Source organism: Clostridium sp. FP2 (assembly GCF_011065955.2).
In the GTDB taxonomy this organism is placed as follows: domain Bacteria; phylum Bacillota; class Clostridia; order Clostridiales; family Clostridiaceae; genus Clostridium_AD; species Clostridium_AD tagluense.
On record NZ_JAAMNI020000001.1, the window covers coordinates 4,470,230 to 4,496,478 of the forward strand.

Annotated in this window: 17 protein-coding genes and 1 other annotated feature; of the genes, 3 read left to right on the top strand and 14 right to left on the bottom strand. The window is 30.9% G+C overall.

The genetic code is table 11. From position 1 onward, the window contains the following. Nucleotides 1-67: 67 nt before the first annotated feature. The 9 genes from G9F71_RS21175 to G9F71_RS21215 form a co-directional block, all read right to left on the bottom strand. A complete protein-coding gene (locus tag G9F71_RS21175) occupies nt 68-757 on the bottom strand; it encodes a metallophosphoesterase (RefSeq protein WP_164948627.1) in 690 nt (229 codons plus the stop codon). A 14-nt stretch (nt 758-771) separates the two neighbouring features. Beyond that, nucleotides 772-1,038 (bottom strand): EscU/YscU/HrcU family type III secretion system export apparatus switch protein, encoded by a 267-nt coding sequence (locus tag G9F71_RS21180; RefSeq protein ID WP_164948628.1) that lies wholly within the window; start codon nt 1,036-1,038, stop codon nt 772-774. Nucleotides 1,039-1,137: 99 nt separating this feature from the next. Then, complete coding sequence (locus G9F71_RS21185; RefSeq protein ID WP_164948629.1) at nt 1,138-3,444, bottom strand: hypothetical protein; 2,307 nt, start codon at nt 3,442-3,444, stop codon at nt 1,138-1,140. Nucleotides 3,445-3,654: 210 nt separating this feature from the next. Beyond that, on the bottom strand, nt 3,655-4,875 hold the full coding sequence (gene tyrS / locus G9F71_RS21190; protein WP_164948630.1) for a tyrosine--tRNA ligase: 1,221 nt from the start codon (nt 4,873-4,875) through the stop codon (nt 3,655-3,657). A 61-nt stretch (nt 4,876-4,936) separates the two neighbouring features. Further along, nucleotides 4,937-5,195: a binding site (T-box leader), on the bottom strand. 182 nt (nt 5,196-5,377) lie between these two features. Further along, the gene (locus G9F71_RS21195) at nt 5,378-5,788 is read right to left on the bottom strand and encodes an ATP-binding protein (protein WP_164948631.1); all 411 of its coding nucleotides are present in this window, start codon (nt 5,786-5,788) and stop codon (nt 5,378-5,380) included. 119 nt (nt 5,789-5,907) lie between these two features. Further along, nucleotides 5,908-7,053 (bottom strand): helix-turn-helix domain-containing protein, encoded by a 1,146-nt coding sequence (locus G9F71_RS21200; protein WP_164948632.1) that lies wholly within the window; start codon nt 7,051-7,053, stop codon nt 5,908-5,910. A gap of 123 nt (nt 7,054-7,176) precedes the next feature. Continuing rightward, on the bottom strand, nt 7,177-8,250 hold the full coding sequence (locus G9F71_RS21205) for a sensor domain-containing diguanylate cyclase (RefSeq protein ID WP_164948633.1): 1,074 nt from the start codon (nt 8,248-8,250) through the stop codon (nt 7,177-7,179). 91 nt (nt 8,251-8,341) lie between these two features. Further along, nucleotides 8,342-9,460, bottom strand: coding sequence for a Ger(x)C family spore germination protein (locus G9F71_RS21210; protein ID WP_164948634.1), 1,119 nt, complete (start codon nt 9,458-9,460; stop codon nt 8,342-8,344). After that, nucleotides 9,453-10,859: a spore germination protein gene (locus G9F71_RS21215; RefSeq protein ID WP_164948635.1), complete on the bottom strand. Its 1,407-nt coding sequence runs from the start codon at nt 10,857-10,859 to the stop codon at nt 9,453-9,455. The genes G9F71_RS21210 and G9F71_RS21215 overlap by 8 nt, the downstream gene beginning before the upstream one ends. 119 nt (nt 10,860-10,978) lie before the next feature. On the opposite strand from G9F71_RS21215, the gene G9F71_RS21220 reads away from it, so the two are divergent. Beyond that, on the top strand, nt 10,979-12,082 hold the full coding sequence (locus G9F71_RS21220) for an endospore germination permease (protein WP_164948636.1): 1,104 nt from the start codon (nt 10,979-10,981) through the stop codon (nt 12,080-12,082). A 70-nt stretch (nt 12,083-12,152) separates the two neighbouring features. Here G9F71_RS21220 and G9F71_RS21225 read toward each other — a convergent pair whose 3' ends face one another. Further along, a complete protein-coding gene (locus tag G9F71_RS21225; RefSeq protein WP_164948637.1) occupies nt 12,153-12,695 on the bottom strand; it encodes an ECF transporter S component in 543 nt (180 codons plus the stop codon). 248 nt (nt 12,696-12,943) lie between these two features. Between G9F71_RS21225 and G9F71_RS21230 the strand changes: the two genes are divergently transcribed. Beyond that, a complete protein-coding gene (locus G9F71_RS21230) occupies nt 12,944-13,099 on the top strand; it encodes a hypothetical protein (RefSeq protein WP_164948638.1) in 156 nt (51 codons plus the stop codon). Nucleotides 13,100-13,159: 60 nt separating this feature from the next. Here the strand turns inward: G9F71_RS21230 and G9F71_RS21235 are convergent, their stop codons facing one another. The 3 genes from G9F71_RS21235 to G9F71_RS21245 form a co-directional block, all read right to left on the bottom strand. Next, nucleotides 13,160-14,755, bottom strand: coding sequence for a peptide chain release factor 3 (locus G9F71_RS21235; RefSeq protein ID WP_125004095.1), 1,596 nt, complete (start codon nt 14,753-14,755; stop codon nt 13,160-13,162). A gap of 520 nt (nt 14,756-15,275) precedes the next feature. After that, nucleotides 15,276-16,274 carry a tryptophan--tRNA ligase gene (trpS, locus tag G9F71_RS21240; protein WP_164948639.1) on the bottom strand — a complete coding sequence of 333 codons (999 nt, stop codon included), beginning with the start codon at nt 16,272-16,274 and terminating at the stop codon, nt 15,276-15,278. A gap of 395 nt (nt 16,275-16,669) precedes the next feature. Continuing rightward, nucleotides 16,670-17,044 carry a desulfoferrodoxin gene (locus G9F71_RS21245; protein WP_164948640.1) on the bottom strand — a complete coding sequence of 125 codons (375 nt, stop codon included), beginning with the start codon at nt 17,042-17,044 and terminating at the stop codon, nt 16,670-16,672. Nucleotides 17,045-17,322: 278 nt separating this feature from the next. Between G9F71_RS21245 and G9F71_RS21250 the strand changes: the two genes are divergently transcribed. After that, the gene (locus G9F71_RS21250) at nt 17,323-17,529 is read left to right on the top strand and encodes a hypothetical protein (RefSeq protein ID WP_202017911.1); all 207 of its coding nucleotides are present in this window, start codon (nt 17,323-17,325) and stop codon (nt 17,527-17,529) included. 62 nt (nt 17,530-17,591) lie between these two features. Here the strand turns inward: G9F71_RS21250 and G9F71_RS21255 are convergent, their stop codons facing one another. Then, entirely contained in the window at nt 17,592-26,222 is an 8,631-nt protein-coding gene (locus G9F71_RS21255; protein WP_164948641.1) for a GH36-type glycosyl hydrolase domain-containing protein, read from the bottom strand. Between the last annotated feature and the right edge of the window lie 27 nt (nt 26,223-26,249).

Consider the following 26,249-nt stretch of genomic DNA (forward strand, 5'->3'; position numbering starts at 1 on the left):
TTAGGTTTGTTATCCACATAAATAAATATAGTATTCATACTTATGCACAAAAACTTACCTCTTTGTGCTATTCTAATATTTTTAAAGGATCAAAGTCCAAATAATCACAAGAAGTTACTATATACTCTACGCCCTCTATATTTCCCTCATATAACCTATTTAAAGATGGTCCATGCAAATGTCCGTATATTACCTTTGCCACATTATATTCTTTTACTAAACTTATAAGTTTAGTTTCTTCGAACTTATCATTAGTAGGTGGATAATGAAGCATTACAATAAATTTACTATATCCATTTTTCACTGCCTCATCTAATGATATTCGAAGCCTTATTAACTCTCTATTATATATTTTCTGGTCATGCTCTGTAAATTTTGTAGATCCCGGACAATTCCATCCCCGGGTACCGCATATAGCGAAATCTTTATAATTAAAAAAATTATTTTGAATAAAATTCATATCTTCATAAAGAGAATTAAGCTTTGTGATGCTACTCCACCAATAGTCATGATTTCCTTTAATAAGTATTTTTTTACCTGGGAGTTTATGAATCCACTCCAAATCCTCAAGACCCTCTGAAATATTCATGGACCATGAAATATCCCCTGCAATTAACACAGTATCATTAGCTGAAACCTTATTAAGCCAATTTTCTTTTATTTTTTCATGATGTTTCTCCCATTTATCTCCAAATATATCCATGGGTTTATCTGAATTTAAAGCTAAATGAAGATCAGATATTGCCCATAACGCCATAATATGCCTCCTTTTTAATCTTTTTTCATTATTGAATCTATATCCATTACATAAGCAATAACCTTTGCTATTGCATCATATAATTCGAAGGGTATTTCTGATCCTATATCCACATTTAAAAGTAAATTAGCCAATTCCTCGTTTTGCACTATGGCTACCTTACTCTCTTCAGCCTTCACCAGAATTTTATCTGCAATATAACCCATTCCAGCTGCTGTTACTATAGGCACATCATATCCTTGTTCATATTTTATGGCAGCAGCTTTTTTTACTTTTTTCATTTTAACACCCCTCATTAGTGTTCGATAGTTATATTTTAAATTATATTAAATATAATACTCCAGCATATTCACTATTATTTTTCTTAATGCTCTATTATATTATACCTTTATATTGAGGGTATTAAAACTTCTATCATCAAAAAATTCTCCACAATTGGCTAATGTAAATTCTTTAGCCTTGTTATTAACCTCAATATTAACTCTATAATTTAGATTAGATAAATCCTTTATTAACTTTTCTTTGCCCAATTTTAAAACTTTAACCCAGAATTTTTCACAATTAATATCAATATTCATATTATTATTATTAATTTTAATATATGCATCTACAGTTCCCATATTTATTGTTTTGACACTAGTAGCAATTTTAACATTCTTACTGTCGATCTTTTTTCCTTTTTCCCTATCATCTTTAATAATTAATTTAAATTGATATTCATCATCTTTAACATTTATAGGCAAATCCAAATAATAATATTGTTCCGAAATAGAATTAAACATTTTCAAATCGTTGAGTTTTTCATGGAATAAACCCATAACCTTTTCATAGGTCTCTGGCTTTAAGTTAAGCTTATTTTCAATAAGGTCTTTAACTATATTTTTAATCTCTTCAGTCTTTAATTTAATTTGTTCTTTAATAAGAAAATCTGTAGTTATCTTTTCTATGTCTTTTTCTACATTATTTATAATTCCCTTTTCAACCTCTGAAATATTCAATTCTTTTTTTATCATATTTATAATTTCATTAAGTGAATTGTTTTTTCCATATCCATTTGCTTTAGTATTGATAGCACTCTTAGTAGTTAGTTCCACTTCATCCGGCTTATCTTTTTGTAATATTTTTGCATTTAAAGGCAATTCTTCATTTGGAACTATACTTTCTAGTTTCACACTAATAGATTCGTTCTTTGCTATGTTTAATTTTGCCTCTAAATTTTCTATTAATTTAACATAGCTATCTGGACTTAAAAATATTTGCTCCACCTTAAAAATTTTGTCAACCATTGCTTTTATTGTGCTACTATCAAACTTAATATTTTCTAGTTTTATATTTTTATCTATTCCATTTTCTATATTAAGTTCTAGATTCCTATTTAGTTCTAAAGTTTTACCTGGTTTTACATTTTCATCTATTCCAAAACCCTTACTAAATTCTATATTTTTATCTAGTTCTAAAGTTTTACCTGGTTTTATATTTTCATCTATTCTAAAACCCTTACTAAGTTCTATATTTTTATCTAGTTCTAAAGTTTTACCTGGTTTTATATTTTCATCTATTCCAAAACCCTTACTAAGTTCTATATTTTTATCTAGTTCTAAAGTTTTACCTGGTTTTATATTTTCATCTATTCCAAAATATGCATTGAATTCTATATTTTTATCTAGTTCTAAAGTTTTAATAGTAGAATTTAATACCCTATAATTAACATCTAAATTCTTTAACTCTTTATTTATTAAATTAACTATTCCTTTTAGGTTGTTATTAGGTCTAACATTATCTGGATTCTGAGTTTTATCCACTATTTTTCCATTATTATTTGGTAGCTGCACCGTCTTTGTTTCGTTACTACTTTTAAATTCCAAATTTGTAGACTCTTTGCTACTTTCATCTAAATCTATAAAGTTATTTAGGCCCACACTTACTTTGGAGTCCTGTATATTCTTTAACGTATTTTTATCTGTATCACTATTTAAAAAGTAGTTGCTAATATCTTTTAAATTGTTGTATACCGTTGACTCTCCTTTAAATAGTTTTATAAAGCTATCCAAATTTCCTTTAGTAATTTCTATATTATTTTCTTTAAATAATAATATGTCATCAATATCTAAATTCTTTAATGCCTCAAAAAAGTTTTTTAAAATTTTTGTTGTTTCATTTCCCTTTTCACTATTGGGATCAATATTTCTACTTTCAAGGTACCTAGCAATAAAAATTTCTTCTTTATTGGAATTTAAAGATATCTTTTCTTTAAAATCAACCAGATTTTTTATATCAATTATATTATCTTTAGTTAACGACATATCATGTTTTATCATTTTTCCAAAAAGCACTGCATCCGATTTATCAGTGCCGGGGGTATCCCCCTTACTGAAGGCTTCCAAGCCTTCAGTATCAATAGTTTTACCTTCTTTATCTTCATATACTAATTTTATTTTAAGCTTATCATTTTCAAAACCTTCTACTTCAAATTTAAGCACTTTACCTTCTGGAGCCTGCTGCAGTGGCTTATCAATCTTTGCAGAAAATTGCCATCCATCTAGTAATTTTAAACTAACTTCTCCCTTTTCCTGATCTGTACCTACTATTCTTGCATTGAAGGTTTCCCCAGCTTCAAAAGATATCTTACTAAAAGCTTTTTTAGCTTGTGGATTCTGTTGTATTGCAATATTGCTAATTATAGACATAAGCCACCCCCCTTTTTTTTGAATAATAACATTTTTAAAAGTTATCAACATTTAATTATCGTATGAAACACTTTTTTTTAAAGGGGGAAGTCAATAATTATCTATTTTTAACTGAAAGTATTAAATAATTATTAACAATCCCCATAAAATAAATGTTACTAAAAAAACAAAGCTAAAATATTAACTTCAGCTTTGTTTTTTTAAATTTTATTATTCTATAATTAAGGAATAGTATTTTTTCTTTCCTTTTTTTATAAGTACACTAGCATCCTTAAAATCTGAGTCTAAAAGTGTTTCATTTTTTTCTTCAATTTTTCTGCCATTAACAGTTAATCCACCCTGTTCAATAAGCCTTCTAGCTTCTGCTTTTGATGGTACTACTTTAGTGTACACTAATATATCCATGAGTCCCACACTCTTCATATCTAAGGGTATAGATACTTTAGGCACGGTACTCATGTTAGCTCCACCACCAAACAATGCTTCTGCTGCTGTCTGAGCCTTTATAGCTTCTTCTTCTCCATGAATAAGTTTTGTAACTTCAAAAGCTAAAACTTTTTTAGCTTCATTAATCTTTTCATCTTTTAAAGCACTTAATTGTCTAACTTCCTCCATTGGTACAAATGTAAGTAAGGACAAGCATTGCTTTACATCTGAGTCTGCTACATTTCTCCAGTATTGATAAAAATCATAAGGTGACGTTTTATCTGCATCAAGCCATAGTGCTCCATTTTCTGTTTTTCCCATCTTTTTGCCTTCACTGTTAGTAAGCAATGCACATGTCATTCCATATGAAGATTTACTTTCTTTTCTTCTTATTAGTTCCATACCAGCAATTATGTTAGACCATTGATCATCTCCACCGAGTTGCATAGTACATCCATATTTTTGATTTAAAACTAAAAAGTCATATCCCTGCATAAGCATATAATTAAACTCAAGGAAAGATAGTCCTTTTTCTAATCTCTGTTTAAAGCATTCAGCAGTTAACATCCTGTTTACTGAAAAATGTACTCCTATATCTCTTATAAATTCTACATAATTTAAGTTTAGTAGCCAATCTGCATTGTTTTCGAGTATTGCTTTACCATCACTAAAGTCTATAAGTTTTGAAAGCTGCGATTTTATGCATGATATATTATAATCAATTTCTTCTTTTGTAAGCATTTTTCTCATATCCGTTTTCCCTGACGGATCACCTATCATTGCAGTTCCACCGCCAACTAAGGCTATAGGCCTATGGCCTGCCCTTTGCATATGTGCCATAAACATCATAGCAATAAAATGGCCAATATGTAGACTATCTGCTGTAGGGTCAAAACCTATATAAAATGTTACCTTTTCTGCATCTAGTATTTTCCTTATTTCCTCCTCATGAGTAAGTTGTTTGATGTATCCTCGCTCGTATAGTGTATCATATACATTTGACATAAATTATTCCTCCTTATTTTTAATGCTCTATTATTTTTGGGAAATAAAAAAACGCCCCTAAGAAAGGGACGAAATAATTCCGTGGTACCACCCAAATTGATTTAACAATCCGCTCATGCCTTATAACGTAAGGTAAGTCCGTCTCAGCTTACTTTAAACGTCATCTCCACAGCGGCTTACAATCTCGAAGCGGCTCATTAACGACTTTATTTCAGCTTAAAGCTCCAGAATGTATTTCACTATATTCATTAACTAGTTCACACCTACCACTAGCTCTCTTAATAATTCCTACAGTTACTTTTTTCCTTCACAGCCTTTTATATATAAACTTTTATTCTGTTAATTGTATAGGTATATTTAAAGTATATCAAGTTTACTAATTGGTCATTTTCTCTACTTGCATCTATTTACTTGCTATATACTCTGATTTTCAACCATTTGCTCTATTTACAATAAATGCAGGGTTTTTAGCCCTGCATTTCACTAAAAATCAATTAAATGTTTATGCGATATAATCCTTTAAAAATTCTGGTGGGGTTTTATATTCACAACTAACATTTACATAAAAATCTACATTATACTTTTTAGCTAAAGAATCCATTTTAGAAAACAATTGTGCCGTATGCTCAAGTTTATCATCAACAATATTAAATACACCATCAACAAAAATGGTATCAATATCGTAATCTTTTGAGAGCATACCGCACAAAAAACCATAAAAATCATTATTATTTTTTAAATTAAACTCATTTGTAGCTACAAATCTCATTTTGCTATTTAATTGCAAAACAGCTTTAGTATCATCATCAATATACACTATGTTCCCCTTAACCTCATGAACCTTTTCATTGGCAAGTTTAATCAAAGCTTTAGTTTTACCTGAACCTTTTCTACCGCAAAATACATGAATCATGTTAACCGCCTCCTATTTTATCTAACATAACCAGATAATTATTAAACAGGTCTACACTGTACGCAATATAGTTACACTCATTATATATTATTCAGAATATTTTTGCAATATTATACTTATTAAATAAAATTTTTAATTCCTGGAAAAATTACCTTAAAACTATTATCATCTTTTGAATCCACAAATATTACTTTACCATATTTTACAAAAGCCTTCTTCATTCTTGCAAAGCCTTTCCCAGATTTTATGAACCTTTTTCTATCATCTAAGGCTATTAATTTATCGTATATCCACATATTTCTTTTTGAATAATTATGAGCATTAATTTTATTTGAAAATAATAAATTACCAGGACTAATTACGCTAACGCTATTATAGTTTATTGCTATTTCTATTTCCTTATAGAAAATAGTATAGTCCCTAAAAAGTATTGCATTTTTTACAGCTTCATGTACGGAATCTATAGGATAATTTAAAGGAAATATATTTTTGAACAGTTCTTCTACCTTATCTAGCATATATAATAGGCTTCCCTGCACAATTATAACCTCATCAACCTTATTATTTACCTTGTTTACTATCTTAATCATATTATGAGGTAGATAAATACTATTAACTCCTGAAAACACCAATAAGCCACCTAGTGTAACAACTCTCTTGTTATAATCCCTTTCAATAAAGGTTATTCCTGTATTATCCATAAACTCTAATCTATTGTCATCAGTTACTACAATTCCCTTGTTTAAAAAGTATTTATTTATTATATTAAAATCCAAACTATTGATATCACTATTTATAATAGGCATAGTTTCAATATTTAAACTTAGATTTTCTTGTAAACAAGAGATTAATTCGTCCTTTCTCATAGTATCTGTTGTAGAACCACGCCTAATATAAAAGGCACCATTTTCTCTTAATTGATAAGGCTTCTGACCACCATCATATATAGTTATAATTGCCAAATTTTTAGTTTGATATATCACAAAATCTATGGAAATCGGAATAGGTGGTTCACATCTTGAACTAATAATTTGTTGAAACTGCTCTTCTTTAAAGTCGTCAAGATTAATACCTATAACTCTTTTGGTCTTATCTTCAACCCCAACAACAATATATCCTCTTCCTCCACGAGAATTTGCTATAGCACATATATCTTTAGCTAATTCTTTTTTACCGCTTTCTATTAATATATCCATTTTTAACTTAAAATCTAATTTTGTACCTTCATCCCTTTTTAACAATATGCTGATTTTTTTTGTATCCATATATTTCACTCCAACCGTGCTATAATAATATACTATGTTTATTGATATGCAATGTTTCTAAGATAATTTTTCTAATGATACTCTGGCATATTCAACAAAAGACGATGGAATACCATCGCCCTTTTATTCGCTTACAACTCTATTTTTACCACTTGCTTTAGCTTTATAAAGCATTATATCTGCTATTTCTAATACTTTATCCACACTTTTATTTCCCTTGTAATAGCTAATTCCAAAACTAGCTGTAATGGGATTTTTTAGATTCTTACTCTCACTTATGGTATTAGTTATTTTTTTTCTGATATTGTCAATTCTATTATAAACTATGTTATAATTTCGAACTTCATGAATATATATAACAATTTCTTCCCCACCATATCTAGCCACTATATCTTCCTCATGCAAATTTTCACTTATAGTATTGGTAATACTTAGTAAAATATCATCACCAGCTTGATGGCCATATAAATCATTCACTTTTTTAAAATCATCAATATCCATCATAACTATTGCAAATTCAGTAGATATATCAGTAAAAAGTTTATTTTCTATGGTGTCAAAAAAGTATTTTCTATTGTATATTCCAAGTAACGGATCTCTTATTGAACTTTCCTTAACCTTAGCATACAATAAACTATTTTCAATAGTTATAGCAATTTGAATAGCAATAGAAGAGATAAAACTTACGTACTCTTGGCTAAAAAAATTCCATAGTGTATGTTCGACTATTATGTAACCCGTAAATTTATCTCTTAAATTAATTGGTATACCTATTATTGAATGTATTTTATCTTTTATTAAATCCTCTCCCACAGCGCTCTTAGAATTAATAATAAATAATTTCCCTTCATTTAATTGTACAAAATGGTCTTTAAACTTTAAATTCAAATCCACCTCATCACTATTTGTTGCCTTAACTACCAATTTATCAAATTCATATAAATATATTGATGAATATGTTACACCTGAAATACCTATAATCATGTCATTTATCATAGATATTAAGTTAGAATCACTAATATTAGAATTAATATACTTACTAATTTCAACAATGTTGGTTATATTATCCAACATCTTCTCCAACTTAGTATTTTTTTCACTTATAATTTGTATGGTACTTTCAGCGAAATTTTGATAAGTTTCAAACTCTTCCCTTAGTCTTTCAAATTTTTCTACCAATTCTAATTCTTTTTCCATTCAATTTAACATTCCTTTTAAGTAAATGTATTATAAATCCATTATCCTATAATTAGTATACAACTAAATTGCAGAACTTCCTATGATTTTTTTATTGGAAGTTATTAGCATCCCCTGTATTCATTATTTCTACTTCTGCTTCTACTTTTAAATCAGTTTTCTTAATAATATCTTTGATTTTTATCTTTGGGTATTTCCTGTAAGATTCTTCACTTATATCAAAGATATCTATACCCATCTCCTTGTATTTTTCAAATACATTATTGCAGGCTTTCACAATATTCTCTTCTGATTTATTTTTGATTTTACTTATATTTTCTTTTGTAAGTAAAATACTTTTCTGGGCCTCTCCAAAATCCACCTTAACTTTAATTTTCTTTTTTAAATGAATAACATTGTCATAATAGCTAATTTCTGTCTTAGTTTTACTTTTTGTAATTTCTAAAGTTACAAATTTATTAATATCACAGGGATTAGTTATTTCTAAAGTACCACCTGAAATACTATTCATTAAAAAATTAAACCCTTGCCCTTCCAGAATTGATAATATACTAACCATTTTATCATTTTTAATAACTGCTCCACCATTTATTTGTAATTTTGGTTCTAAACTGTCTTTTGTGATATCTATTATGGTTATGACATTGCTTTTATCTCCCATATTCCTTTGGTTATAAAATTCGTTTAAACTTAGTTTTACAGCTCTTGAAGACGCCCCAATATTTTCTATAAGTTGCACTACAAATAATCCAATGTACTTATCTTGAATAATATTCAACTTTATAAGTTTTTCTGGATCCCCTAGGTATATTGCAATATACGGCCTTACAAGAAATTCTTGATCCCGGTCTAACATATCTATAAAATTATCAAGACCGAATTCTGCAGCCTTTTGAGTAAATATTATGGCTTTATTCTGTGTATAATTTAATTTATAACTGGAAGTAGCATTCATATTTCTAACAGCTTCAAAGATTGTTTTTCCTGTTCCTTTAAATAATATTCTTTCATCCATTCCTTGAGGTGATACCCCTCTTATTCCCTTAAAAGCTTCAGCATATAATATAGGATTTCCCATATTATCTACATCTATTATTAAGGCAGTAATAAATAAAACTTTATTAATATCCCTGTAGCTGAAACACGATGTCATGCTAAAACAATTCATTATTATTAAGGCTATGAGTAATGGTTTTTTATACTTATTCATTATAATCATCCTTATCAAAAATACTATTAGATATTTCTCCTAGGTCTTCTCTATATAGTACATCCTTTAATTTAAAGCTTTCTAGCGTACCTAAAGGAAATAAATATGGATATCCACAGCTTTCAAGGCCCGCCATATGTGAAATAAAAATAAAGAAACTAATGTAAAATCCTGGAAGTCCAAGCACTGAGGAAAACAAAATAATAATTATATTCCATATGGTTAGAGCTCCATAAAGCTTAGGAACTAAAAAAGAAGATATAGAAGAAAGTGCCACAATTACTACAGTGCTTTGAGATGCCAGGCCTACTCCCACTGCAGCATCCCCTAAAATTAAAGCACCAACAATACTCATTGACTGGCCTATAGATTGTGGTAATCTTATACCTGCCTCTCTAAGTAATTGAAAGAAAAAAGTCATTACTAATAGCTCTATAACAGTGGGAAGAGGTACACCAGCTCTTGAAATTGTGAACTTCACAGCAAACACAGTAGGAATAAGGGAAAAGTGGAAACAAGCAATAGCAACATATAACCCTGACAATAAGCTAGCTGAGAAGAAGCTAACCACCCTAGTGAGTCTAGATAAATTAGCAAAATACTTATTAGCATAATAATCATCTGGTGCTTGAAAATTATCCACGAAAAAATATGGTGCAGTAATTACAAATGGTGTTCCATCTACAATTATTGCTATTTTTCCTTCTAAAAGCTTTGATGCTACAACATCTGGTTTTTCCGTAGTTCCTATTGTGTCAAAAGCTGTGTGCTTATTTTTTAATTGTTCCTCAATATAATTTGTATCTAAGATAAACTCTAGCTTTATGCTAGACACTTTTTTTCTTATATAATTAACAAGCTTCCTTGGGGCCACCCCTTCTATATAGCATATGACAACTACTGTGTTAGATTTACTCCCTAAAACTAAGGTTTCGAATTTTAAATCCGAATTTTTTATCTTTCGTCTAATCAGAGATACATTATCTACAAAAGCCTCCGTAAATCCTTCTCTTGGTCCTTTAATTACATTTTCTGAAGGAGGTACGCCAACACTCCGCCTCACATACCCCTTGGCCTCACAATAAATTGCACTATTTGTAAAAGAAAATACAAGCACCAAATCTCCAGACAAAATGTGTGATATAGCATCATCATTACTGTTAATATCTCCAATGCTACTCGCTGATAATACTTCTTTTTTTATATGCTCTAAATCTACATTTGAAATATTTTTTTGTATTAGTGGCTCAAATATATATTCACTAATAAATTTAGAATCACATAAATCATCAATAAATACGCCGATTATTATTCCCAGTGCGCATTCTATCTCTCGATATTTCACATCATAGCTATTTTTCAATTTTCCCTTAATATAATCCATATTTAGTTTTTCCATTTTAATCACCCTTTTTATTATTTGTAATATTTAAGATTATTATTCTCAAATTGGGAAATACTACTAATATATTACAAGTTTTATTTTCAAAGAATATAAAATTGAAACAAGGAGTTAAAATGGATAAGCTAAATACAAAACATTTAATATTCATTATTTGGGGAACTTCCATTGTAGCAATGAAAACTTACCCCAATATATTCATTATAAATGGAGGTAGAAATTCCTGGATTTCCGTTATTGTCGCCTCTATTCTTTTACTTTTATATTTTATTTATATACTTTTTGTTTGTAAAAAAAGTAATTGCTACAATATGAATGAAATATACCATAGGGCTTTAGGTAAAACTATAGGTGACATTTTTTTGATACTATTTATCATAGCCTTAATTGTTACTTTGATAGAAAGTTCTTCAGTGGAGGCAAATGCCTTGCACGTAAATATGCTTTCAGATACTCCACCTTGGTTTTTTCTTTTGTTTATATTAATACCAGCCATTTATATTACAAAAAAAGGTACTAGGTCAATAATTATAATTACTATTATCGGTATATGTCTTATTATGGTTGCAGGTATAAACCTAGCAATTCTTACATCTAAATATAAAAAACTTAGTTACCTACTTCCTATAATGGCGGATGGTATCACCCCCTCTTTTATTATATCTATAATAAAAGCACTTGGATGCTACGGAGGTATAGGTGCTTGCATTCCCTTTTTATCCAAAGTAACAAGTAAGTCAAAAATCACAAAGCACTGCATTATTGCAATATTAATTGTAATACAAATGGAGATTGTTGCAAACATTGGTCTTTTAAGTACCTTCGGCATAGCTAGAGTCCTTAGCCTTAACTATCCCAAGCTCATACAAACTCAGTTAGTTAGTTACTTCAGTTTTTTAGAGGGTGGTGAATTTTTTGTAATGCTTCAAATGGTGGGTGGATGGTTTATAAAATATATGTTAACGCTGAATGCCATACTAATTCTATTAAAACAACTTTCTTTCTTTAATAAATACACTATATACATTATTACTTTATTTGTATTCGCAATTTCCTATTTTGTTTCAGCTAAAGTATTGTTTCTATATAAGTTTTTAAATGTTTTTGCCTATTTCTCTGTAGTATGCTTCATATTAATACCAACAATAATTTTCAGTATATTTTATATTAAAACTAGAAAAGCCAAGAAAAATAACTATTCTGGTATAATACAAAAATAGAGCTCTTATTTATCAATACTAATTTTAAAAAAGTATTGATAATAATAGCTCTATTTTTATGTTTATTATCTTATCTATTAATTTTTGTTTTTAAAGCTGTTATTAAAGGCAGTGCTAGAGCCATACCGCCTACTACTTGAAGAATGTTAGTAGGTATATCCTTTAAAGCAATAATTAATGCCTTTTGAAGAGTAAATTCTTTAGAAATAAATGTTAGTATAATTGCTCCACCTAAATAATATGCCACAATCATCCAAATACCCGCTACAACAAAAGCAAAAACATTATTTGAAAATTTATTTCCATCATAATTTTTTCTATAAGCAATTGTTCCAGCAATATAACCCATACCGCCTTTAATAACAAGAGTAAATGGTGCCCACATAGTATATCCAGTCATTAAATCAAATAAACACATACCAATAGCAGATGATATAGCTGCTTTTTTTCTTCCAAATAATATAGCTGATAAAAAAATCATGCTATCTCCTAAATGAAGTACTCCCATAGAACTGGGAAAGTGTATAACACTCGTAGCTATAAATGTAATCGCTGCCATTAGACTGATTTGTACTATGTCAATAGTTTTAATTGCTGATACTCTATTTTCCATATTTATCCCCCCATGATTTAATTTTTAATGCAATTTAGCCTTAAAATATATTCCTAAGCAATCTTTTAATATTATTATATACAAAAATAATCATTTTTTCAAATGTATGCATACACTTTAAACCATGCTCCCATATATTTTTTGCATATACATTGCTAAAGTAATACATACTATATCTAGTATTCATATGCATAATTCACTAGAGTTGATAAATCCATTCTAGTAGATTTATAAATGGAGGTACGCATATGCCTTTTCTACGTTGGTTAGGCGGCTTTGTAGTATTATTTGTTTTAATTGGAGTACTTTTCAGCATAGGTGGTAATTTAATCAATATCCTACTAATAGTTGCTACAATTATCTTTATAGTTGATGCTCTATCTAGCAGAAGAAAAAGCACGTAAAAAAATAAAAGAAAAAACCTCTTGAAATTATTTCAAGAGATTTTTTCTTTTATTTTTAAATTAGTCATCGTTTTTGCTAACGTCTGATAAAATCAAACCTTTATTATGCTCTATTGCCCAACTAATGGACCAATCACTTTGAAACAGTAACAAATCTCTGTCCTTAAGATCTTTAACTATTCTCGTATCACTAGTCAAGTTAAGTTCTTCTTTGTCTATATTACTATTTTCAATCCATCTTATATATTTAAACGCCAATCTATCCATCTTAATATCTGCATTATATTCATTTTTAAGTCTGAATTCTAATACTTCAAACTGAAGCACTCCTACAACCCCAACTATAATTTGTTCAATCCCTATATGAAGTTCCTTAAATACTTGGATTGCACCTTCTTCAGCTATTTGTGTTATACCCTTTATAAATTGCTTTCTCTTCATTGTATCAACAGTTCTCACACTTGCAAAATGTTCTGGGGCAAAAGTTGGTATTCCTTCAAACTTAAATTTATTTGATGAAGCACATATTGTATCTCCTATGCTAAATATACCTGGATCAAAAACTCCAATAATATCTCCTGCATAAGCCGCCTCAACTATTTCTCTCTCTTGCGCTAAAAATTGTTGAGGTTGCGCTAATTTTATTTTATTACCACCTTGCACATGATAAACGTCCATACCTTTTTCAAACTGTCCAGAACAAATTCTCATAAAAGCCATTCTATCTCTGTGAGCTTTATTCATATTAGCTTGAATTTTAAATACAAAAGCAGAAAAATCTTTGCTGAAAACGTCTATTTTACCTATGCTTGAATTTCTTGGTAATGGCGATGAAGTTAATCGTAAAAAATTATCTAAAAAAGGTTCAACTCCAAAATTGGTTGAGGCACTTCCAAAAAATACTGGCGTAAGCTCTCCAGTAGCCACTTTTGCTAAATCAAAATCATCACCAGCTACATCTAAAAGCTCCATATCTTCCATAAGCTTTTCATATAGTACATCTCCAATAAGCTCAATTGCCTTTTCATCATTAACACTAATTTTTGTCTCTTTAGCTGCTATTTGTCCATGCTTTCCATCATCAAAAACAATTATTTCCTTTGTTCGTCTATCGTAAACACCTTTAAAATCTACCCCACAACCTATAGGCCAATTCATTGGGTAAGATTTAATTCCAAATTCATTTTCTATCTCATCCATAAGTTCGAATATATCTCTAGTTTCTCTATCCATCTTGTTAATAAACGTAAATATGGGTATCTCCCTAATACTACATACATGGAATAGCTTTCTTGTTTGCTCCTCTACTCCTTTTGCACCATCAATAATCATTACTGCACTATCTGCAGCCATAAGGGTTCTATAAGTATCTTCACTAAAGTCTTGGTGACCTGGTGTATCAAGTATGTTTATACAAAAATCATTATAATTAAATTGCATAACTGAAGATGTAACAGAAATACCTCTTTGTTTTTCTATTTCCATCCAGTCAGAAACCGCATGTTTAGAGGCTTTTCTAGCCTTAACTGAACCTGCAAGCCTTATTGCTCCTCCATATAATAATAACTTTTCTGTTAATGTAGTTTTACCAGCATCCGGGTGGGAAATTATAGCAAATGTTCTTCTCTTTTGAATCTCTTTTATGTAATCCAGCAAGGTTATCGCACTCCTTTTTTAAATATTTTAATATGTACTATAAATATATATTCCTACAATCACTCTCTGTACTTCTAGTGATTCTAAAATTTTCATTTTTAAATTCTCTACCTATTGATTTTATCTTTTATGAACATTTCTGTCAACTAAGCTTGTACTCTATAAATAAAAAAACCACAGCCTGTAAATTTAAAATGATACTACAGACTAGGGTTTTATGAAAGACTTTATTTTCAGCTTCTTTTTCACTGCTCGTAAGGGACTGCGCATGAACGTATAAAATTTTGACCGAGAGACTTGCAATAAAAAGCGAAAGGACTATTGAAATTCCATTTAGAAATTCTTCTTTTGCGAATATAAAATTCTCGTAAGCTTGCACAGGAAGTGCAAGCTAGCGAACCTGAGGCAGGACGCCGAATGTGAGCGTTAGAGAATTTTATATGAGCAAAAGATTAGAATTTCTTAATGGAATTTCCAGCCCCGAGCTCGTTTGTAAGGCACGCCGGAGAAATTTTAAACTTTATCTCGGAATAAATCCTATTTTCTTTTGCATTTTTCTTAATGTCTTATTGGCAACATAGTTAGCCTTCTCAGAACCTTTTTTATAAATCTCCTCTAAATAAACTTTATTACCTAGATATTCCTTAATCTTAACCTGTATAGGTTCAAGTTCAGAAACTATTGCTTCTGCTACATCATTCTTAAATTGAGCATAACCTAAGCCTTCATATTTCCCTTCAATTTCTTCCATAGAAATGCCAGTTATAGTCATTAGTATAGTCATTAAATTTTTAACACCTAATTGCTCATCATTATACTTAACTTCTCCTAAGCTATCTGTAACAGCCCTATTTACTTTCTTTCTTATAACTTCTGGTGGATCCATTATTAAAATATATCCATTAATATTTTCTTCTGATTTAGACATTTTTTTTGTTGGATCTTGCATATCCATTATCTTAGCCCCTGATTTGGGTACATATGCTTCTGGGATTACAAAGGTGTCGCTATATGTCCTATTGAATCTTTCCCCTATATCCCTTGCAATTTCAAGATGTTGAAGTTGATCCTTTCCTACAGGAACTAAATCAGTCTGATATAATAAAATGTCTGCTGCCATCAGCACTGGATAATTAAATAAACCTGCTGATATACTTTCTCCACTATTTTTAGATTTATCTTTATATTGAGTCATTCTACTTAATTCCCCCATGTAAGTGGAACAAGTTAACATCCAACCAGCTTCACTATGAGCTGGGACATGCGACTGAATAAATATGGTATTTTTCTCAGGATCAATGCCTGAAGCTAAATAAATAGCTAATAGTTCTAAGGATCTCCTTCTCAAATCCTTTGGTTCTTGTTTTACTGTAATTGCATGCAAATCCATCACACAAAAATAGCATTCATATTCTTCTTGTAATTTAACCCAGTTTTTTATAGCTCCTAAGTAATTACCTAAAGTTAAGTCGCCTGAAGGTTTAATTCCACTAAATATTACTTTTTTATTACCTTCCAAAAATATCATCTCCTAAAATATAATATATGATTTATTCAATGTATTAAAAGGTCCTTTAATGTAAAAAAAACCCTATGGATAAATCCATAGGGCGCATATACACGGTACCACCTAATACTTAGAAGCTATATTAGAGCTTCTACTCAAACAGATACACTAAGATATCCTACCTTTATAACGTAAGGCTTACGTCAAGGACTACTGCAATTCATCCCGAGTCTTAGAGACCCATTCAATTTAAACATAATTATCGCAATCACACTATCTACGACTCTCTGAAAACCTGTTTTTAAATTTACTTACTTCTCATCAAAGACTATAACATTATAAAATTTAAAATGTCTTTAAATTATATTATTCCTATTTGCTTAAACTGTCAATAGAACTTTTAAATATTATGCTTTCCAAAGACCATGTAAGTTACAGTATTCGCGTAGGAATAACACTTCCTCATCTAACTTAAATTCTGCTACTGGTTTTTCACCTGGTTTTAAGTATTTTCTGTATACTTTACTTTCTGTATGCACTTCGATAAATTCAATATGATGTTCCTCTGTCATTGGATGCTCTACTGCTCCAACCATGACTCTAATTCCGCCTTCTATTTTTTCTACTACTGGAACATGTTTTTCAACTGCTGCGTCCTGAGTATTTTCTCCTTTAAGTGTCATAGGTTTTCCACAACAGACTAAAGTTCCCCCAGCATTGTGGACCACTTCAACTATATTACCACATATTTCACATTTATAAATTTGTCTTAATTCAGTCATTATTATTCCTCCTTTAAATTTAGAACACTATAATTCTAATTGTGATCTTATTAATCTATAATAGTTATTTATTGATAACAACTATAAGTATATATATTCTACATTTTATTTAATTCTCCTCTATTAAATTGTGAATTTTTAGTTATTTATATATTTTTTCCGAAATAACCTTATTATATTCATTTAGAACCACCGGTGTTGATTTAACTAATATTACCTTCATTTTTTCACTCTTATTTGGAACACTATATAATATAAATATAAAAGGAGGTATGAATATGGGCAAAAATGAAATGAAACTGTATGCGCCTCACCAAAGGGATTTTTATGATGTAGAACCCAGAGACATTAGATCTTATTCAGAAAAAGATTCTACTATGCTACCAGACCCAGTAACTGACCCTATAGTTGCTATGAATATATCTAATGTAGAATTTGACTACACCTATAATGGTGGACAAGAAATTTTAGATATAGAAGAATAATTTTTCATAAGGCAAATTTAATCATAAAAACGGATAACTTCTTTTTAGAAGTTATCCGTTTTTTAAATTATAACCTCTACTTTATGCACTCCATCAATAAATGGAATTAGCGCATTTTCACATAAATTGCCATCGAGCCAAATACCTTTATCTCCCTCTCGTTTAATCTGAATTTCATACTCAAATTTATCTTTTTTATAAATAATCTCATAGTGTGACCATTCATCTGGCACACAGGGTTCAATGGTAAATCCTTTTCCCTCTTTTAGTTTAAAACCTAAAATAGCTTCTATTCCCGTTGTATACATCCACCCTGAGGTTCCAGTATACCAACTCCACCCTCCTCGCCCTATATGAGGTTCTTTTCCATAAACATCTGCAGTCATTACGTAAGGCTCCGTTTTATATCTTTCACACTGGAGCAATGTTTTTGTATGATTAATAGGGTTTATCATATTATACAACTTAGTCGCTTTATTACCATTGTGGAGTTTAGCAAAGGCAAGGATTACCCAAGTTGCAGCATGCGTATATTGACCTCCATTTTCTCTAACTCCAGGTACATATCCTTTGATATAACCAGGCTCTAAATTAGATTTGCTAAAAGGTGGAGTTAACAGTAAAATCATTCCATTATCTTCTTTTATTAAATAGTGTTCTAAGGACTTCATAGCCACCCCTGCTCTGTCGCTATTTGCAGCTCCAGATATAACTGCCCAGGATTGAGATAGAGAATCAATCTTACACTCTTCATTTTCAGATGAACCAAGGGCTGTGCCATCATCGAAATATGCTCTCCTATACCAATTTCCATCCCATGCATTATCCTCTAGATTTATCCTTATATATTCTTGCATCTCCTTATATCGCTGTAGCCTCACCTCATCCTTTTTATACTTGCAAGCCCCAGCGAACTCCTCTAATATATTATATAAAAACCACCCTAGCCATACACTTTCACCGCTTCCTTTGTTGCCTACAGTACTCATTCCATCATTCCAATCTCCACTGCCCATTAATGGAATATTATGAGGACCAAATTTAAGAGCTTTGTCTATTGCTTTAGTGCAGTGTTCATATATGCTGCCTGTAAAATCTGCCTTTCCTGAAATGTTATATCTTTCATCTTCCCCAACCGCTAGCGGCGTATCCATTAAGTACTGTGCATTTTCCTCAAGGATATCAAAATCACCTGTATTTTTTATATATTCCATAGTTACAAAAGGTAACCATAATAAGTCATCAGAGAATCTTGTTCTTATTCCACTATCTACAACTGGATGCCACCAATGTTGCACATCACCCTCAACAAATTGTCTTGAAGCACTAAGTAGAATTTGTTTTTTTGTCATACTAGGTTCAATCAAGCTTACAGGCATAACATCCTGAAGCTGATCTCTAAAGCCATAAGCTCCACCGGATTGATAAAATGCAGTTCTTGCCCACAGTCTACATACTATAGTTTGGTACATTAGCCATCCATTAAGCATTAAATCCATACTCTTATCTGGAGTCTTAACCTGCAATGTATGAAGTAATTTATTCCAATAATCCTTCACCTTTTGCAATTCAGTATCAACTCTTTCAAAATCTTCAAATTCCACAATAGCATTAGAAATACTATCTAAATCCTCATTTTCACCTATCATAGCTACAAGTTCAATCTCCATATTAGGCTCCAAATAAATTTTAGAAGTAACTGCTAAGCAGGGGTCTATTCCAGCTCCTACGCTGTTTGAGAGTCTTACTCTCTTTAATGCATCTGGGTTTTCTACACTTCCTCCTCTACCTAGAAACTCACCTCTGTCCCCAGTAAAGCTTTGATTCTCCCCACCAATTAATTTTAAGAAAGCATTTAATTTACCAAAATTCTGACTATAAGTATTTGTAGCATATATATATTTGTTTTCTTCATTGAAATAAGTAACAATATGCTGAGCAGTATGCTCTCTCACAACCCCCATTACAAGTTCTGCATAATAGGTTATACTTAGCTCTCGAGCTATATCGCTATTATTCACAAGTTTTATTTTACATAGCTTAAGGTTATGTGACATAGGCACAAACATGATTACTTCACCCATAATTCCATAAGCCTCATGTTTAAAATTTGAATATCCAAAGCCATGCTGGATTAAATATTCTCCACCATCTCTTATAGGTTTGGGTGTAATGGACCACACATTCCCAAAAGTGTCATCTCGCAAATATATAACTTCTGAGGGCTCATCACTTACCCAATCATTTGACCAAGTAGTAATTTTATTCTCGCGACTATTACCATGCCAAGTATAAGCTGCTCCACATTCTGACACATGAAATCCAAAATTGCCATTGGAAATTACATTTATCCAAGGTGCTGGTGTATTATTAAAATCTTTAAGTAGAATGGTGTAATTTTCATTTTCTACATCAAAGCCTCCTAAGTCATTAAAATACTCTAATGGTTTAATATCGAACTTGTGAGTTTTAAAAGCAAATTTATTTTCTGTTTTTTTCAAAAATGGTTGTTTTTCTATTTTCTCATAGTTATTCCTAATTTGAGATACTAACATCCCCTTGGAGGAATCTATAACTATTCTAGCTATAGCTATAAAAAGATCTATATCATCATCCCTTATAGTCGCCTTATTAAGTATAAATAGTCCCCCTGGTTTATTTTCTTTATCTCTTAAGTGACTACTACCTACCAAATTTTTAATATCAGCTTGTAGTGGTTGATCATATGAGGTTTTTTGAAGATTTATTATTACCAAATCAACTCTTAGTCCTTTAAGGCTTAGGTATTCATGGGCATTTACAAGTTGACGAGCTAAATCTCTATCTTTGCTCTCCCTTGCTATAAGTAGCATTATAGGTAAATCTCCTGAAATACCATATCCCCAAAGAGTAGATTGACCCGTCTTTACCTTTTTTATAAATTCTCCTCTTTCTTTAAAAGTAGAATTTAAAAACAAAATTTTAGAAGCCATTACTTGGTATAAATTTGCTTGGGTAGATTTTATACCTAGATATTTCATATCTACCTGAGTTTGACTCCACGCTAAATCAAATACCCTATCTACATTGTGAAGTTCACTATATTTTTTAGCTAGACTTATTACTTCCGCTTTACTATTGGCTATTGAGGTAGTGAAGGCTATAACACAGGTTTCACCAGGTTTTATCTTAACTCGCCTTCTTAAACTTATTATAGGATCCAGGACCGCCCCCACAGTGTTAGTTAAAAGTGAATCTGGTTTCATTGTTCTTGGATGTATTATGTTTTCACCACGGCCTATGAAATTCTCTCTGCTAGTTTCATATTGAACAGTTCCTACGGTAGTTCCATAAACTGCAACAGTTTGCATAAGCCAAGGTTGCAATTCGCCTTTAGCTCTAGGTCTTCTTGTTGCCAGGATACAGCTAGGATTATCTATATACTCTGTTTTTACAAATAGATTACCAAAGGCTGGATGCACTATATCTGCATCATAATGAGCCAGCGTTACTTCTAAATAACTAGTTATTTCTAAATTTTTACTCTTTGTGCCATGATTTGTAATAGATAATCTTCTTACTTCTGAATCATCTTCTGTAGACACAGTAATTTCCATACGAGTAGTAATATTATTGTCACCCCTTGTAAATTCTGCTTTGTCTAAGGCGAAGGTTACTTCATAGCTATCCCCTTCACTTTTACAAGGTTCATAAGCCGCGCTGAAGTATTCATTTTCATCCACATCTTTGATATACACAAACATGCCTGTATTGTCTTTAGTAACATCTTCTTTCCATCTATAAATCATAGTTCTATTCCTTGAAGCATACCCCGCGCCACTATTAGAAATCATTAAGGAATAACTTCCATTTGAAATTAAATGTGTTTCTGGCGATTCTGTGTTTGCTGTAGTATATTTTCTAACTATAATCTTTTGTTTTCCCATAGTAGTTCCCGATACATTAAATTTATATTCTCTATCATATACTACTCTTTTAGAAATTTTTTCTTGAAGTAATAGTTCTGTAGCTTTCACCTTTGGCAAGCTATGAAATCTTTTTTGGAGAATATTGTTTAATAATACATTGTCTATTGCCATTAAGCTCATTCCTTCATGGTGAATCATAAAACACTTAATAATAGCTTTAGATTCCTCACTAGGTATTCTATTTTTGGTATAATCTGCAGCTTCATAAAATCCATAAGTTCCCTCTAAGCCTTCACTAGCAAGTTCACGAAGATTATCATAAGACCCTCTGAAATCAGTTTGCAATGCCATCACCGTAGAATACGGCGAAATAACCAATTCATTTGCTAATCCTCGCTTTAAGCCTACTCCAGGTATTCCGAATGCCTTATATTGATAATTTAAATTTACATCAAAATTGTAAAATGCAGATTCAGAGATTCCAAAAGGCACCTCTTTTTCATTACAATATTTCTTTTGTGCCTGAATTACAGCTTTGTAGGTTTCGTCTAGCATTGTGCCCTGGTAATTTTTCATTATAAGTAAGGGCATCAAGTATTCAAACATAGTTCCGCTCCAAGAAACGAGTCCCTTACTTTTACCCATAAGAGTCATAGATCTACCAAGCACAAACCAATGTTTTTTAGGAATATCTCCTTTTGCTATAGCTACAAAGCTAGCCTGCCTTGATTCAGATGCTAATAAATCATAATAGCTCTTACCTAAATTATCATTCTCTACGTCATATCCAATACTAAACAATTCCCGTTCTTTATCGTATACCATTTTAAAATCTGTAGATTCCGCCATAGAGTTTAGTCTTTGTTTCAAGTTCTCAATGCTACTAATAATCATTTGAGATTTTTCTTTTGTGTTTTGTAAGGATATTTTTAATTTTTTTAAATATTCATCATTTTGCGGCTTACTATTTAACATATTTAATATTTTACTTATTTTTTTGGGAATAGCATTTAAAGCTGTTCTTTCTAATAAATTGCTTAAAGAATTATTAATATCTAAATCAATGTTTCCTTCCAAAGTAATATTAAACCAAGGGAAAAATTCATTTATTTCCTCTAAAAACCCTTCCACATCAGCTTTAAGCTTTTTATTCCAATATAATTCATTTCCGCATTCATTTTTTCCCATTTCTTTAACCTTAATAGATAAGTCTACAAGCATAGTTTCCCAGGATTTAAAATCAATTACATCTTTATTTAAGTTTCCTACTAGGACCTGATATAATTCTTTTATTCCCATGGTCTCTTCTATCTCGTCACTAGCAAGCCTCATAGTGTCCTGCAACCCTCTAACTTGCATCTGGTTAAATATTGGAACACATAAATAATCCTCAAGAGCCTGTGAAACTACCCACAAGTATCCAACTAAATTCCCACTATCCACAGTGGATACGTATCTTGGATAAAGTGGTGTTTTATTTTTAGTATCATACCAATTATAAAAATGACCTTTGTAAGTAGCCATGTCTTCCATTGAAGTCATACTCTTTCCTATTCTACTTACAGTCTCTATGATTCCTATATATCCTAAATCATAGGCAACTATATTTGAGGTAAGGCCCATACCTAAATCCGTTGGAGAAGTTCTATGTGCTACTCCATTAGGTGGATCTTCTTGATAATTATCAGGTCCAAGCCAATTATTTTCGTCATTAACAAAATCTTCAAAATAAGCCCAAGTTTTTCTACTTATTTTCCTTAAGAAAATCACTTCTTGTTCATTCATTTCAATGGTTTCTAAACCTCTATCGCGACTTATAAAATAGGCAACTAAAGGGCTTAAAAGCCATAGAGCGCAGGAAGGTATACTAAGAATTCCAATGCTTGCAGCACTATTAAACGCTAGAAATAAAATCAACAGTGAAATTGCACTGCCCATCCACATAAAAGCTACAAAATTTTTAAATCTTTTTCCTAGTTTCACCTCCACGTCTGCCGCTGTCTGCCACTCTAATAAATTTTTCTTGCTAATAATCAATCTATATAAGGTTCTAATTATGGCATCTAGCATAAGGTATGCTTGAAAAGGTATAAAACAAAAAATCAAAAATACCTGTTCTATAGCCATCTGACTATTTTGAATTTTACCTGATAAACTTATACCTAGAGCCGGAGTGACTACAGCTTCTGTTACATCAAAAAGTATAGGGGCTATTATCGCAACAAAGGCTGTAATAAACCATTTATCCGTACCATCAGGCAATATTCCACTTAAAGTAAGTATAAGGAGTATTGTAATGGTTGGCGCTAATAAACTTCTTCTTAAATTATCTAATATTTTCCATTTAGACATCCTGCTTAAAGGTGAAGAACTTTTAAGCCAAGGTAATAATTGCCAATCTCCCCTAGTCCACCTATGGAGTCTCATACAACTTGAATTGTAATAAGCTGGGTATCCATCTATAAACTCCACATCCGTAACTAAGGCAGTCCTAACATATGCCCCCTCTAATAAGTCGTGGCTTAAAACTGTATTTTCAGGTATCTCATCTTTTAACATATAATTAAAAACATCTACATCATAAATTCCTTTTCCAGTAAAAATTCCTTCTCCAAATAAATCCTGATATACATCAGATACAGCAGTAGTATACATATCTATGCCTGTTTCACCAGAGAATATCTTTGAAAATAGGGTTTTATGTGCACTAAGAATTGATACCCCTATTCTTGGTTGCATAAGCCCATAGCCTCTACTCACAGTTTTTTTACTATAATTTATAACAGCATTATTTAGGGGATGAGCCATGGCACCTATTAATTTTTTAGCAGAGTCCCTTGGGAGCTTTGTATCTGCATCTAAAGTAATAACATATTTAACTGATCTCAGTATTTGTGCATTTCTACTTGTTACATTGTAACTGGTATTTTCATTCCCTCGAAGAAACTCATTAAACTCCATAAGCTTTCCACGTTTTCTTTCCCAACCTATCCACTTACCTTCACTTTTGTTGTACTGCCTTACTCTGTTTAAGAAGAAGAATATTTCCTTCCCATTAGTACAATACTTTTTATTTAGTGATTCTATGGCTAGAAGCCCTTGGCTGACTACTGCTTTATCTCCTTCTTCCTCCCTTGTGGCACTATCCTTAAAATCTCCAAGTAAAGCAAAATATAAATTGTTTTGTGAATTGGCTAAATAGTATACTTCTAAGTCAGCTATTAACTCTTCTACCCTAGAAGGATTATTGAGTAAGGTTGGAATTACAACCACTGTACTAAATTTCTCTGGTATTACTTCTTTAAATTCCATTTTAGGAATAAAAGATGGAGAAATTAAAATACTTACGCTCCAGTTAAAAATTGATATTGCTATTTCGCTGCAAGGCACTAATATCACAATCATAGCTACAACATATCTCCATAATACTTTATCATTATCATATAATAGACTAAACACAATAAATAGAGATATTATTAACATTGTGAACACAATAATAGTACCTATATATAAATTTTCTCTATTCTTTTTTGTGATATTTGTAAGCCATCCTATACCTGTATTCTTGTATCCTATTTTTTCCTTCAATTCTTGGATTCCTTCATCTACCAAATAATACCCAACATGCTGTTTATAAATATTACTTTCTGATGCCTCATTTTCCTTGCAGCACTCAATAATTTTTTTTGCTATATAGGATTCTGGAAGCTTTGTATGTTTGTATATCTTTTCTATTTCATGCCTATAATTATCTCTTGACTTAAAATCCATTTCTCCGTAAATGCAAGCTGGATCATCCCTCAATATACACTCTACAGAACTTAATTTTTCAAAATAATTCTTCCAATTTAAACCTTCAATAACTCTTATACTATTAATAGAATTACCCATAGATATTTCAAAATTTGCTTCCATTTGATGCTCTAGGGATATGATTTTTTCTGAGCTTGTTTCAAGCGCTCCAAGTTTTTCATCTATATAATCATAAACCTCTTTAGAATCAATGCCATTATCCCTGAGTAGTTTCAATAATCTTTCTGTAAAATGAGAATTAAATGTGTGCTTTTCACTATTCAATAGTGATAGTACAGTGTCAACTTTACCTTCATTGAAACTATTAATTAACCGCTCTGCAACGAGTTCCGCTTCCTTTTTATCCTGCTCTGCATTAACAATTTTCTCAGTTATCTTACTAATATTTTGTATTAATGCTATTCTAAGCATTATAGGAATAGCCCATAGTTCACCGGTGGTTAGTAAAGTGCTCTTTTGGTAAGCCCTAATAAAGTTTGCAATAACACTTTCATCAATTCTACCATCAGTGTGGGATACCATTTCAATAGCAATATGATATACCCTTGGATACCCCTTTATAACTCCTTTATATATAACTGGCAGGTCATTATAATATGTTTTTGGCATATTATGTTTTATACTTTTATACTCCTTTTCTACCAAATAAAGATTATCCAGAAGCCATTCTGCTGCAGGTACTACTTCTCTTTTACTTTTTCCTTCCTTATATATGTTTTCATAGCCTTTTAAAATTTTTTCATAGCTTCTATCTAAATTACTAATAAGCTTTTTCTTGCAATTAGTATTCTTGATATCAGAGTAATGGTGTGCTATTTCAGAGGCATGTTTTTCTAAATCCTCTCTATTAACATTTATGGTTGGAATATCTTTTAGTAAATTTTCTTCTTGATAATAATTTATATTTTTCCTTACCACTAAGTAAATTAAACCACTTATTACGACTATTGCCCCTAATGTAAGATAAAGCACTATAACCACCCTTTCAACGCTTTTTGT